Consider the following 13,974-nt stretch of genomic DNA (forward strand, 5'->3'; position numbering starts at 1 on the left):
TGTTTATTGTTTAAAATCCTATATTAAGTCCCAATGAGAAAGAACGTGGCATGATGCTGTTTTCTAATTCCGGATCAAAACCATTAAAACGTTTGCTGGCTATTACAAATACATTGTCCATATTAAAGTTAATAGACAGGTTTTTAGCATGTATCTTGTCGCACCATTCTTTTTTCATCTGCCAGGATAATCCAATGTTACGGCAACGCAGGAATGAAGCGCTGACTACCATAGCATCTGATTTTTCCCACATATAAATGGGTGATTCTGCGGTCTCCGTGTTAGGCAAAGTCCAAGCGATCCCTAATGGCCATATCGGCAACCCGGGGATATTTGTGTAAGCTTCGTCTCCTGTTTTTTGCCAGCGATTCAATAAATCGCGGTTTATATTCTTGGTTGGATCGGGCATCATATTATGTTCTCCTCGGAAATCATTGTAAGGTGACGTCAAACGCTTTTTGCTACCTAACAAAAGGGAAAAGCTGGTATTTAGTGACAAAGATTTGTAGCGGAAACTCAAACCGAGACCTCCGGTGAAATACGGCTCTTTTTCTCCGGAATATACAAGGTAAGTGGTCGGGTCGATGCCTTTACTTTTTTCTTCTTCCGGGACTTCAACATAGTTGAACATCGGTTTGCCGTTACTTCCATCAAGACCGGCAAAGGAATATGACCAGAATCCGCTTAACGGATATCCTTCTTTTAATATCTGGGTGTTGCTTCCGGTCAAGTACATCCCCGTGGTTCTGTCAATCGTGGTTTCTCCGCCTTTGTTCCAGTTTTTAGAGGCATTCAGGTTAATATTCAGGCTGAAATCACGTTTCTGAACAGGTGTGAATGATAACGTGTATTCAATTCCCCGATTGTAAATAATTCCGCCGTTACGTTTCATGTCGTTAATTCCATATTCGAATGGTAAATCTACGGTGATTACCGCATTGGAACGTCGGGTGTAGTATTCCAGATTCATATAAAACATATGAAACAGTTCCAGGTCCACACCGAAATTCCAGTTTTTGGTACGTTCCCAGGAGAGATACGGATTGGGGATCTGGCTAATAGTGGAGTAATATCGATTATATCCTGCTTGTACTCCGTTCTGACTTAAGATTAGTTCAGGACTTTCACGTGTCAAAGCGTTTCCCTGAATACCAAATGTTCCTCTGAAATTGAGTGTTGTGATCCATTTCAGATGCTTTTGGAAGAAAGCTTCTTCCGATGCTCTCCAGGAAAAACCGAATGAATAAGTCGGGTCGATACGGTGATTGATATCCTGTCCGAAAACGTTGGAAGCATCATTTCGTACATTGGCATTGACTACATAGCGATTCTTGAATGAGTATGCAAAAGTAGCGAAGAACGAAAGGAAGTTGTTGGTATTGTTTGTTCTTTTCCAACCTCTGTCATAAAGTTCTTTTAATATTCCCCAGCCTGTTGGACTTCCGCCCGGTGATACTACTTGGCTTGGTATGGTAGGCGCTACAATACGTTCACCTCTGTCCGGTACATATCCCCAAACTGTATTGGCTGTTCCTTTAGCTGTAGACGAGCGAAGTTCCATACCCAATAGCGCATTCAATCGGTTATTAGGATTGAATGCTTTGCTGAATTGTAGCTTGTTCTGGATATTGTAAGAATACTGGTTATTGTCGTTTGTGTACAATCTACCTCCGAATGGAAGCTGTGCAGCTTTAAAATCGGCACTGGTGGGAGTAACAGAATTAAAATCGTAACCACGATACAGGTTGGCAATGTGGTACGTGTGTTCGGTAGCCCAGCTTTCATTTGTACTGTTATTAGTCGAATAACCGCCTGTAAATTGATAAGTTAACCAGTCAAGGACATGCCAGTTGACATCTAAGGAAGCGGACATGAAGTTGGAGCGTGCTTTTGAACCGCTGTTGTCCCGTTCATTGATAAAATTGTATGAAAGGGTTTCTTTATTTCCTGTTTTATAATAGTATCCGTTTTCTTGCATATAATAAGCATCCGGGTCGATGATACGGTTTGTATTGGTAGCATAACCCATTGGATTGATATCGTCGAAAAAGCCGTTAGTAGTAGAAACGCTACCGTTTAAAGTCATACTGATAGTCAGTTTTTCTATCGGACGTAACATCAGAGCGATGCGACCTGTCATACGTTCGTTATCATTGCCTATTTCCTGACCTTCGCTGTTGTTATATCCCATAGATGCCGAATAACTAAACTTGTTCGTTCCACCGGAAACACTAACGTTGTGACTATGGCTGAACGAACGGCGTGTCAGGCGTTTGAACCAGTCAGTATTGCGGGTTTCCATGTCGTTGTAAAGTTTTCTATATTCGATATCAGAAATGTCATGTTCCTGCAACATCCGTAATATACCTTCATAGGTGTTAGGATCCTTATAAGGCATTGTTGCGTAAGTGATTCCTGCATCGAACGCCTCTTGTGAGAAACGGATGCGTTCTTGAGAGTTCATAAAGTTGAACATTCCATAATTAGGGCGTTGCCCGATGTTAAAGTTGGCGGAATAGTTCACAGTCAATCTGTCAGTGGTATTCTTTTTGGTTGTGATTTCGATTACACCGTTAGATGCTTTTGAACCATAGATAGCAGTGGCGGAAGCATCTTTCAAAATTGTGATGTTTTCGATGTCAGCGGGGTTTAGCCATGAAATCTGGTTGCCGATGATATCCTTTAAACTTTTAGTCATCAGTTCGCCGCTATCTAGTGTTACTTGGAAATCTTCCTGAATAATACCGTCTACTACCCACAATGGATCACGATTTCCTTGTAGCGTACTGGTACCTCGAATCTGGATCTTAGGCGCCGTACCTACACGACTACTTGAGTTAGTAACCACCATACCTGCTACACGTCCTTGTAACATTTGGTCGATAGTAGTGTAGGAAGGTATTATAATGTCTTTCGCTTTTATCGTAGTAATGGAACCAACAAGGTCGCGGCGTTGAATATTCTGATAACCGGTAACCACCACTTCGTCAATTTCCGTACTGGAACTGGTCAGAGTGACATTGATTGTTTTCTTACCTGTATATTTCAACGTTTTCTTTTCCATTCCGATAAAAGAAAAAGTTAGAATCAATCCCTCTTGTGCCGGAATATTAAAAGTATAATGTCCGTCCAATCCGGCGATGGCTCCATGTTTGGAGCCTCGAATCGTAACAGTGGCACCGGGTAATGCTTCGCCACTGGCATCTCGAATCCAACCACTGATTGTAACTTTCTGGCTTTGCTTTTTCTTTATAACAATTGCGCTACCAGAGATTTCGTAAGTCAGGTTAGTGCCTTCCAGACATTCATCCAGAATTTCAGTAATTGTCTTATCTTTTGCCTTGATGGTGATATCGGTCACATTAGCAATGTCTTCCGTTCCATACATAAAGACAAATTTCGTACGATTCTGCAGATACCAGAGTGCTGCTTCCAGCGTTTCTCCTCTCAAGTCAATGGAGATTCTCTGATTGTCCTGTGCTTGAATCATGAGTGAAGAAAGGGAGAATATCCATAAAAGACAGAACTTCACAAAGTTTCTGCTTGCATAAGATACCACCCACGGCAGGGATTTTACTCGTTTTTTCATAATGCGTTAGTTATATTATGTATTATTACTGTTTGTAGGAAATGTGCAGGATGCCCTCCCGTTGTTTGATATTGACCAGATTTAATTCTGTAATCATGTCGATAATCGGGTTCATGTTGGCGTAGCGGTTAAGGTAAGCTCCGATACGCACCTGTTTGGCTGCTTCGTCTTCAAAAGAATATTGGAATCCATACCATTTGGACAGGTATGACATCACATTCTCAAGAGGGACATTTAAAAAGATAAATGATCCGGATTCCCAAGATGTATACAAATCAGTGTTTACGTTGGCGACGGTATTTGTACCGGTATTTTTATTATATGTATAGTGCTGGTTGGGAACTAATTCGAATTCTTCATTTCTACTGTTGATTCTTACTGTTCCACTGATTAAGGTCGTACTTTCCGTATCTTCATCAGCGTAGGCTCTTACGTTGAACGACGTTCCCGTCACCCGGATAGATGTATGCGATGTTTTTACGATAAACGGATGCTCCTTGTCCGGGGCAACATCAAAATAAGCCTCCCCTTCAATTTGCACAATACGTTCTTTACTACTGAAACAAACCGGATAAGTCAGCCGGGTTTCCGCATTGAGATGTACCCTTGTGCCGTCGGAAAGCGTGATAAGGCATTCCATCCCCTGCAATGTGCGTAGTGTGTTTTGGATTTCTTTTACTTGCGGTTTGTTGGCGGGAATCTGATAGTTAATCCCTTTCGAATCGATCACAAATGCTCTGACCGCATTCTCCGGAAGATTATTGTCGGAAAGATTGAAAGATTTGCCGTCACTCAAGATCAGTTCCCCGCCAAGGGTTCCCGGAGTGATGTCGCTAATCGTTTCTTCGGATATCCAATGATAGATAAAGTAAGAAGCAGGTACTAATAACAATAAGATGAGAGCTGCATATTTCAGACTCTTTTTCCACGAAAAAACAGTACCCGATTGATTGCCTCCTAATAACGGATAGACTTTCTCCCACGCTTTTTGTGAAGAGAAGCTTTTTATTAACCGGCTGTTTTCTTCATACGTTTCCTTATTTAATATCCGGTCGGCTATCTTTTGATGTTCCGGGTTTTCATCCAACCATGCACGATAGTTCTTTTCCTCTTCGGGGGTAGACGAATGAGTAAATAAGGAAGCTAAGATTTTTGCAATTTTAAATTTTTCTTTAAATGAATTCATCGTTTTTTCGATTTGTTATATAAGTAAAACAATCCAATCGAAAAAACGGGGTAATCAAAAAGTTACTTTATTTGCATAAAAATAGTAATAAGGTGTAATTTATGCCTTTGAGACTTTCGCGAAGTTTGCGATAGGCGAATTTCTTTAACGTATGGACAGTGCCTTCTGAAATTTGCAATTTGTCAGCAATCTCATGGTTTTTTAACCCTTTCATAGAATATAAGATGATATTTCGCATTTGGGTAGGCAATTCTTCTACCGCTTTGCGAACCATGTGGAATGTTTCCTGTTCGATAATGGCAGCTTCGAAGCCACTATCGAACTCTTCCTGTCCAGAAAAATAGGGAATATCTAATTGCTCATGTTTTAAGTGATTCAGACATTTATTTCGGGTGACGGTATAAAGGAAGCTTTTTACTTTCAAAATGTCGTCAAAATCTTCTTTCCGTTCCCAATAAGCTAACAATACATCTTGTGCGATGTCTTTGCAAACTTCTTTGTCTTCAATATAGTGGGATGCGAACACGCAAAGAATAGGATAGTAGTCATCAAATAGCTTTTTGAAAGCCTGTTTGTTGCCACGTTTTATGTCTGCAATTATATTTTCTATATGTATGTTCACTATTTAGGGTGGAACGATTGGTGCAGAAACTCTCTTACCCAATCTTGCTTATTTTCTTCAGCTTTTCTTCTTCGATGATTTTGATTTTTCTTCCGTCGATAGTAATCAGTCTTTCCGTAGCGAATTGCGACAAGGTACGGATAGCGTTCGAAGTAGTCATATTGGAAAGATTTGCCAGATCTTCACGTGAAAGATAAATGCTCAACGTAGAACCGTCTTCTTCCAGTCCATAACTTTCTTTCAGGAAGATGAGTGATTCGGCCAAGCGTCCGCGAATATGTTTTTGTGTCAGATTAACGGTACGTTCGTCAGAGATACCCAAGTCAATGGAAAGTTGGCGGATAAAGAACATGGCCAAGTCATTATTTTGGGCAACCAGCGTAGTGATGGCACTCATAGGAATCAGGCAAACAACGGAAGGTTCGAAAGCTGCTGCGGCAGTTACAAAATCTTGTTTGGCAAAATAAGCACGATATGCAAAGTATTCGCGTGGTTTAATCATGCGGATAATTTGACTTCTACCCCCCACACCATCTTTGAAGATTTTCACTTTTCCACTGATGAGACACATCAGATGATGTGGCGTTTCTCCTTCACAGTAGATGGTTTCATTCTTTTTGTAGGTTTGTATCGTATAATTATTCATCAGAAACTCCTTTTGCTCATTGTTTAGAGGAGCTAACATATCGGATAATGGTTCCGAAATATCGATGTCTGACATATTCATTTTTACCATGAGTGCTACAAAACTGTGTTATACAGCACAAAAGTAAAAAGAAAAAATGAGAAAATGAACGAATCTATAAAAAGATTGCACAAAAGTGGGAGCTTTCGTGCAATCTTGCAGACATTTTATTTGGTAAACAACAGTTCTCTATATTTAGGCAACGGCCATATTTCGTCATCCACTTCCATCTCCAGGTGGTCGATGTGGTCGCGGATTTGGTCAAGATACGGGCGTACTTTTTCTTCGTATGCGAATGCCCTTTCTTTGTAGTTTTCCATGTGGTTGGCTACTTTTCTTGCTTCGGTCATGTCGCGCACGAGTACTTTGATAGAAGTGACCCGGTGTGAAATCTCACGAATCAGTTCTTTACGGTCGGCACTTAATACTTCATATTCTTCAGCCGGGAATATTTCTTTCAGTCCGCGAAGATTTTCGAGCAAACGGTTCTGATAGGCAACGGCAGTTGGTACGATGTGATTGATGGCGAGGTCGCCCAATACACGGCCTTCGATTTGCACCTTCATGGTGTATTTCTCCAGTTCCACTTCCAGACGGCTGTTCAATTCGGTCTCGTTGAAGATACGTTCGCCGATAAGTACTGATTTGGATTGGTTATCAATATAGTGCATCAGGGCTTCCGGTACGTGGCAGATATTAGTCAGTCCGCGGCGTGCAGCTTCTTGTTTCCATTCTTCGGAATAACCGTCCCCTTCGAAACGAATCGGCTCGGAGGCGATAATTGTTTCTTTCAGCAGGCGGAAGATAGCTTCGTCTTTGCCAACTCCTTCTTCCATCAGCTTTTCTACCGATGCCCGGAATTCGTTCAGCTGGTTTGCCATGGCCGCATTGATTGCAATCATAGAGGCAGCACAGTTGGAAGAAGAACCTGCGGCGCGGAATTCGAAACGGTTTCCGGTGAATGCGAAAGGAGAAGTACGGTTGCGGTCGGTGGTATCCAGTAAAATTTCGGGGATACGTCCGATGCCTAACTTCAGTGTGGTTTTTTCTTCCGGCGTCATTTTCTCATTTCCTACCTGGCGGACAATTTCGTCGAGAGTAGACGAGAGTTGTGAACCCAGAAAGCAAGAGAGGATGGCGGGAGGAGCTTCATTGGCTCCCAAACGATAGCTGTTGCTGGCGCTCATGATGGAGGCACGCAATAAATCCTGGTTTTTATAAACCATCATTAAGGCGTTTACCAGAAATGTGAGGAATAGCATATTGCCTTTCGGATTCTTTCCGGGAGCGAACAGATTGATACCGGTATCTGTGCAGAGTGACCAGTTGTTGTGCTTGCCCGAACCGTTTACTCCGCTATATGGCTTTTCGTGCAGGAGTACATTAAAATGATGCTTCCTGGCGATACGCTTCATCAAATCCATGACGAGCTGGTTGTGATCGTTGGCAAGGTTACAGTTTTCGAAAATAGGGGCCAACTCAAATTGGTTGGGAGCTACTTCGTTATGACGGGTTTTGGCAGGAATACCGAGTTTGTGACACTCGATTTCGAGTTCTTTCATAAATGCAGTGACACGTGGAGGGATAGAGCCGAAATAATGATCCTCCAACTGTTGGTCTTTGGCAGAAGAGTGCCCCATCAGTGTCCGTCCTGTCAGGCAGAGGTCGGGGCGTGCATTATATAAGGAGGAGTCTACAAGGAAATATTCCTGTTCCCATCCTAAATTGGTATATACGCGTGTGATGTTCTTGTCGAATAGCTGACAGACTTCCGTTGCTGCTTTATCTACAGCGGCAAGTGCTTTCAACAATGGAGTTTTGTAATCCAACGCTTCACCTGTATAAGAAATGAAGATAGTGGGGATACAAAGAGTGGTATCTACTACGAATGCCGGTGAAGAAACATCCCAGGCTGTATATCCTCGTGCTTCGAAAGTGTTGCGGATGCCGCCGTTAGGGAAAGAAGAAGCATCCGGCTCTTGCTGGATCAGTAGTTTTCCGGAGAAGCGTTCAATCACTCCGCCATCTTCGCCGAATTCGATAAAGCCGTCATGCTTTTCGGCTGTTCCGTCTGTCAGAGGCTGGAACCAGTGTGTGTAGTGAGTGACGTTGAGTGACTTAGCCCAACTTTTCATACCGTTAGCAATTAAATCTGCTATTTCACGGCTGATAGGCGTACCTTTTTCGATAGCGTCGGTTACAGCTTTGTAAGCTTCTTTGGGAAGATACTCCTGCATCTTCTTGCGGTCGAACACGTGGCTACCATAATAATCAGAGAGTTTGTTGGAAGGGGCAATAACTTCCAGAGGTTTCCGGTTGGAAAGCTCTTGTAAGGCAAAAAAACGCATTTTTGACATAAATGGTCTATTTTTTTATCGGTTGATGGCGCAAAATTATATGTTTTTTCTGAAAGTACCCCTATTTTAGAGGGGGTATTTTGAAAAATAATGTGTTTTTCTAAAAGTACCCCCTCTGTTGATTCTCCAACTTCTATTCTTATTGTTGCTGTTCGTTGATTTCTTTAGCCATCTGTTTAACCAAACTTTCCACTTGGATATAATGGTTGTGATAGTTCTTGAATAACAGTTTGAACACTGGGCTGTTCACAGCCATTTGGGTAAGAAATTGTAGGTGTTTACCCATAGAGGTGTTCATCTGCATACGCTCTTTTTTGCTCAAGTTGTCTTGTAGGGAGTAAACACCGCATGAAATTTGGATTTCTGCAATGCCTTCATCCCAAGGATGGGTGTTGAGGTGAGTCAATGCTGCCAGGATTTTTTTCAGGTCTTTCAGCAGAATGTTTAAAAGTTCGAATTCGGTGCGGTTTATGGAGCAGGAATCCGGGTTCAGGAGGAAAGCGAATTTAAGGTAGAAATCCTTTAATTCTTCTTTAGGAATAACAAATGAATCTTTGGAAGCCTTTATCATGCCTCCCACCGCTGGTTGAACGGTAACTTGTTTTGTTTCCATAATATAATTATGAATAAGGTGGTAGGCGAAGATTTTCTATGAAATAAGAGCGGTTCCGCCTTTCCCGTTACTCTTCACCAACCAGGCAGTGGGTGCATTAACACTCCACACGGGGGTACGAAACCGCCATATGAAGCATCAGGACAGGCATAAAAATGCCTGCCACGAAACGAGGCAGGTTCCCTGCCTGGTTGATATGAAGAGTATCGCAAAGATACGACAATTTTCTTCTTTGTCAAGAATAAAGTGATAAATAAAAAGATAGAAGGGTTGATTTAGTCATTAATATGTTTTCAGGGGGCTCTTATATTTACAGATATTGGAACTTTGTATTTTTCCCATTATTGTTGAAATCCCCTTCATATTATAACTTCTTCCATACAGGTTTTATTAATTCCTCTTTCAACCTATCACCGCTCTGTAAGTGCGATGAATAAAGAGTTTTAGAAAGGTGGTGATAGGTTGAAAGAGGATTTTCGTTTTTTATATATGAAGAGAATAGCAGAATATGCAGAGCTTCCTGCATTTATTTCGAGACAACCGCGCCAAAGATTTAGTTCATCTCCATGTTATTTTGAATAATGTGAAGGTTTTCTTCTGATAACTCTTTTTAGTGTCCAACTTCTCTTGCTTTTCGATATTCTTTTTTATATTTGCCTACGTTAATGAAGGAGATACGACGATTGAGAGATAAAATATTGATAGGATGCATATTGTGTCTGTTCTCTTTTATACCAAAGGGGACAGCCAATAATTATATAATGAATCCTTATACCCATCAGGAAATCTCTGCTGACTCCATTATAGAACGTGTGATGACTTTTGCACCTTTGTATGAAACGATAGTCAGTGATTATCGCGCGAACCTATATATAAAAGGTAAGATGGACATTCAGAAGAAGAATTTTATTCTCCGTTATGTACCTTCTATGTTTCGTTTGCAAAAGGGTGTTCGCGAATATCTGCTTGAAACATATAGTGATCTTCATTATACGGCTCCCAATATTTACGATCAGAAAGTAAAGGCTTCCCAGGGAACTGTGAGAGGAAATAGGGGATTGCCTGGATTGCTCGAGTACTTTAATGTAAATATCTACTCTTCTTCTTTATTGAATGATGAACGCTTATTGTCACCACTGGCCAAAAACGGACAGAAATATTATAAATACCGGATAGACAGCGTGATGGGAGATCCTAACAATCTGGATTATCGGGTTCGCTTTATCCCCCGCACTAAGAGCGATCAGTTGGTGGGTGGCTATATGGTGGTCAGCAGTAACGTTTGGAGTGTTCGTGAAATTCGTTTTTCGGGAAGATCGGAGCTGATAACATTTACCTGTTGGATTCAGATGGGAGATGTAGGCAAGAAAAATGAATTCCTGCCGGTGCGTTATGACGTAGAAGCTCTTTTCAAATTTCTCGGAAATAAGGTGGATGGTAATTACACCGCTTCTTTAGATTATAAATCCATCGAACTGAAAGAAAAAAAGGTGCGCAAGAAAGAGAAGAGAAAATATAATCTTTCGGAATCTTTCTCTTTACAGTGTGACACGAACGCTTATAAGACGGACGCCTCTACCTTTGCTATCATGCGGCCGATTCCTTTGAATGAAAGTGAGAAAAAACTATATCATGACTATACGCTTAGACGTGACACGACAACGGTAGAAAAGCCGTCCAAGAGTCAGGCCTTTTGGGGAACGATGGGTGATTTGATGGTAGAAGATTATAAATTCAATTTGTCCAATATCGGAAGTGTGCGATTTTCTCCGTTTATCAATCCGCTCTTATTCAGTTATAGTGGAAGCAACGGTTTGTCTTATCGACAGGATTTTCGTTATAACCGTCTTTTCAGAGGGGATAAATTACTTCGCATTGTGCCTAAACTCGGATACAACTTTACGCGTAAGGAATTCTACTGGTCATTGAATGCCGATTTTGAATACTGGCCGCAGAAGCGGGGATTCTTCCGGTTGAATGTGGGTAACGGTAACCGTATTTATAGTAGTAAAGTGCTGGACGAACTGAAAGCTATGCCGGACAGTATCTTCAATTTCGATTTAATTCATCTCGATTATTTCAAGGACTTGTATTTTAACTTCCGTCATACCGTTGAAGTAGTCAACGGACTGGATATCGGTCTGGGGTTCTCGGCCCATAAAAGAACAGCGGTAGAGCCTTCCCGCTTTGTAATCACTGGCGATTATCCGATGCCGCCCCCGGAATTTATGGATAAATTCAAGAACACTTATATCAGTTTCGCTCCCCGCATCCGGATAGAGTGGACTCCGGGACTCTATTATTATATGAACGGAAAGCGAAAGATTAACCTCCATTCTTTATACCCGACTTTCTCGGTCGATTATGAACGAGGTATTAAAGGAGTGTTCAAGAGTACGGGTGAATATGAAAGAATAGAGTTTGACCTTCAGCATCAAATCCGGTTGGGATTGATGCGTAATATTTATTATCGTTTCGGATTCGGAGCATTCACCAATCAGGATGAGTTGTATTTTGTGGACTTTGCCAATTTCTCCCGCCATAATCTTCCCGTAGGTTGGAATGATGAAATCGGCGGAGTATTTCAGGTGCTTGACTCACGTTGGTATAATTCCTCCCGCCGTTATGTACGGGGGCATTTCACCTACGAAGCTCCGTTCCTTATTCTCCGGCATCTGATGAAGTACACCCGTTATGTGCAGAATGAACGTATTTATATCAGTGCCCTCTCTATGCCGCACCTTCAACCTTATCTGGAAGTAGGATATGGCATCGGTACGCATATTTTTGACGTAGGAGTTTTTGTGAGCAGCGAAAATTGGAAATTCGGAGGAATAGGCTGTAAGTTCACGTTTGAGTTGTTCAACCGATAGTTTTCTTCGTTCCGGTTGTTTTATCGAAAGATTTTACTTATCTTTGTATAAGAGAGGATGAGGGCAAAATTTAGCATCAAAGAGATGTAGTCGCCTCATAAGCACAGGTATTTTCCTAGAAAATAAATTCTAAGGTATAAATACCTAAATTTATTTTAGTAAATAACTCATCCTCTCTTCTCTCTTTTTTATATGCATATACAAAATGGACGGAATTTTAATAACGATCATTGTTATCACCGCTTTCCTGGTTTATAAGATGATTTCCTCAAGCAGGAAACAGGAGGGGTATAAAAGATGGAAAGCAACAAGCAGTGGTAAGGAAGAAAAGACTACTAAGGTAAAATGGGAACACGGAGCCTGGCTTAGGCATGCTTTGGGAGAAACTGTTCCGAGAGCGCAGTATGTTCAAAAGTTTGATGAATCGGCTGTTGTTTGGTGTGCCAACTTGTTGGGAGTGGAAACGGCACGGTTGAAGGAGATTCTACGGGATGTTTCCGAACATTACCGGGAGTTCTGGATGAGAAAAAGAAAGGGAGGTTATCGGATGATTTCTGCTCCTGACAAAGAATTACAATCTATTCAAACCACCATTAATTCTCGAATATTATCATCTGTGACAATGATTCATCCGGCGGCAGTAGGTTTCCGGAGCGGTCATTCTGTGGTTGATAATGCCAGTCCCCATCTGGGAAAACGGTATATCTTGAAAATGGATATTCATGATTTTTTCTTTTCGATACGGAGCCGGAGGGTGAAAAAGACATTTGAGAAAATTGGTTATCCGGAAAATGTGTCTAAAGTATTGGGAGTGTTGTGCTGCTTGTACAGGCACTTGCCGCAGGGAGCGCCTACAAGTCCGGCGTTAAGCAATATCGTGGGGTATGAGATGGACAAGAAATTGGCTGCATTGGCAGCGGAATACGGACTGACTTATACCCGTTATGCCGATGACCTGACTTTTTCGGGAGATGTGTTTCCCAAAGAACAAATCATTCCCCGGATCAAACAAATCATCCGTGATGAGAAATTCGAACCGAATCATAAGAAGACCCGTTTTATCAATGAGTATGGCAGGAAGATTATTACAGGAGTATCTGTTTCTTCCGGTGCGAAACTGACAATCCCTAAAGCCAGAAAGAGAGAGATCCGGAAGAATGTCTATTTTATCCTGACAAAAGGCTTGGCGGAACATCAGCGCCGGATTGGCTCGAGTGATCCTGTCTATCTGAAACGGCTGACTGGAGAACTTTGTTATTGGCGGTCAATAGAACCGGACAATGCGTATGTATCCGATTCTATTAACCGTTTGAAATGTTTGGAGAAAGGGTATTAATCTAATTGGCAATCGTTACCCGTTCATTTTCTATCTTGGCGTAATTCCTTTTCACAGCTTCGCGAATACCTCTTTGCATGGCAGCGTCTATGTTCGATCCCATACGGGCAAAGCCGAACTGTTGTGCGCATGCTTTTATCAAATCTGCCGCAGGCAGGCTGATGGAGTCGGTCAATAGTTGCCGGATGGCATTGGCTATTTCTTCAGGTGGTATGTCTATCGCTTCCCGGTCGGAAACCGGGCGATAGATTGAATAGGAAGCGCATTGCTCTTTGTCGTTCCAGCAGAAGACAAGTCCTTCGTATTCTGTGCGATAGATATTCAATGTGTCGAGTGCTGTTTCTATCTGTGCCTCTACCCGTGTTCCCAAGCGGCTGATTCCCCATTCGGACAGGATTTTCTTACAGAGCAGGGATTTACTGATTGGCGCCTCGCTTTCCATAATCTTCCGTATTTGGGAGAGGAGGATAGCGTAACTGTCCGTAAAGAAAAAGTCTTCCGGTGAATAACTGTATGGGGTGATCTTTGCAAACTTGTACTTTTGTTCTATCCGGTTTTGAGTAGAAAGAACGGAAGCTGCTTGCTTTTCAGGAGCAACAGGCGATGCCTTGAGTACGAATGAAATTTCATTGTTGGTTATCTGTGCCGTCGGTGCAGGTGCTGCCACTTCTGTCGGAGTAGAATTGATTTCGGCTGCTGTCATTGAACCGACC

9 protein-coding genes are annotated in these 13,974 nt (G+C 41.9%); 2 read left to right on the forward strand and 7 right to left on the reverse strand.

The window, feature by feature from the left end:
- Positions 1 to 10: 10 nt before the first annotated feature.
- The 6 genes from BSCG_RS18380 to BSCG_RS18355 all read right to left on the reverse strand — a co-directional run bounded on the left by BSCG_RS18380 (position 11) and on the right by BSCG_RS18355 (position 9,052).
- Positions 11 to 3,589: a SusC/RagA family TonB-linked outer membrane protein gene (locus tag BSCG_RS18380; RefSeq protein ID WP_004309835.1), complete on the reverse strand. Its 3,579-nt coding sequence runs from the start codon at positions 3,587 to 3,589 to the stop codon at positions 11 to 13.
- A 25-nt stretch (positions 3,590 to 3,614) separates the two neighbouring features.
- Positions 3,615 to 4,775 (reverse strand): FecR family protein, encoded by a 1,161-nt coding sequence (locus BSCG_RS18375; protein ID WP_008775503.1) that lies wholly within the window; start codon positions 4,773 to 4,775, stop codon positions 3,615 to 3,617.
- Positions 4,776 to 4,842: 67 nt separating this feature from the next.
- Positions 4,843 to 5,397, reverse strand: coding sequence for an RNA polymerase sigma factor (locus BSCG_RS18370; RefSeq protein ID WP_004301831.1), 555 nt, complete (start codon positions 5,395 to 5,397; stop codon positions 4,843 to 4,845).
- Between the two features lie 34 nt (positions 5,398 to 5,431).
- Positions 5,432 to 6,133: a Crp/Fnr family transcriptional regulator gene (locus tag BSCG_RS18365; protein WP_004301832.1), complete on the reverse strand. Its 702-nt coding sequence runs from the start codon at positions 6,131 to 6,133 to the stop codon at positions 5,432 to 5,434.
- Between the two features lie 116 nt (positions 6,134 to 6,249).
- Positions 6,250 to 8,439 (reverse strand): glutamine synthetase III, encoded by a 2,190-nt coding sequence (locus BSCG_RS18360; protein ID WP_004301833.1) that lies wholly within the window; start codon positions 8,437 to 8,439, stop codon positions 6,250 to 6,252.
- Positions 8,440 to 8,578: 139 nt separating this feature from the next.
- The gene (locus BSCG_RS18355; RefSeq protein WP_004304628.1) at positions 8,579 to 9,052 is read right to left on the reverse strand and encodes a hypothetical protein; all 474 of its coding nucleotides are present in this window, start codon (positions 9,050 to 9,052) and stop codon (positions 8,579 to 8,581) included.
- 665 nt (positions 9,053 to 9,717) lie between these two features.
- Here BSCG_RS18355 and BSCG_RS18350 point away from each other — a divergent pair.
- Together BSCG_RS18350 and BSCG_RS18345 are read left to right on the forward strand one after the other, a co-directional pair.
- The gene (locus BSCG_RS18350) at positions 9,718 to 11,925 is read left to right on the forward strand and encodes a DUF5686 family protein (RefSeq protein WP_032843129.1); all 2,208 of its coding nucleotides are present in this window, start codon (positions 9,718 to 9,720) and stop codon (positions 11,923 to 11,925) included.
- 205 nt (positions 11,926 to 12,130) lie between these two features.
- Positions 12,131 to 13,261 carry a retron St85 family RNA-directed DNA polymerase gene (locus BSCG_RS18345; RefSeq protein ID WP_004304630.1) on the forward strand — a complete coding sequence of 377 codons (1,131 nt, stop codon included), beginning with the start codon at positions 12,131 to 12,133 and terminating at the stop codon, positions 13,259 to 13,261.
- 1 nt (position 13,262) lies between these two features.
- Here the strand turns inward: BSCG_RS18345 and BSCG_RS18340 are convergent.
- A partial coding sequence (locus BSCG_RS18340; protein WP_139016495.1) for a DUF3320 domain-containing protein occupies positions 13,263 to 13,974 on the reverse strand: 712 nt, incomplete at its 5' end.

Source organism: Bacteroides sp. 2_2_4, assembly GCF_000157055.1.
GTDB classification, from domain to species: Bacteria; Bacteroidota; Bacteroidia; order Bacteroidales; family Bacteroidaceae; genus Bacteroides; species Bacteroides ovatus.

Coding starts and splice junctions, on each gene's coding strand:
- BSCG_RS18380 (WP_004309835.1), bottom strand. CDS start 3,589: ATGAAAAAACGAGTAAAATCCCTGCCGTGGGTGGTATCTTATGCAAGC.
- BSCG_RS18375 (WP_008775503.1), bottom strand. CDS start 4,775: ATGAATTCATTTAAAGAAAAATTTAAAATTGCAAAAATCTTAGCTTCC.
- BSCG_RS18365 (WP_004301832.1), bottom strand. CDS start 6,133: ATGGTAAAAATGAATATGTCAGACATCGATATTTCGGAACCATTATCC.
- BSCG_RS18360 (WP_004301833.1), bottom strand. CDS start 8,439: ATGTCAAAAATGCGTTTTTTTGCCTTACAAGAGCTTTCCAACCGGAAA.
- BSCG_RS18355 (WP_004304628.1), bottom strand. CDS start 9,052: ATGGAAACAAAACAAGTTACCGTTCAACCAGCGGTGGGAGGCATGATA.
- BSCG_RS18350 (WP_032843129.1), top strand. CDS start 9,718: ATGAAGGAGATACGACGATTGAGAGATAAAATATTGATAGGATGCATA.
- BSCG_RS18345 (WP_004304630.1), top strand. CDS start 12,131: ATGGACGGAATTTTAATAACGATCATTGTTATCACCGCTTTCCTGGTT.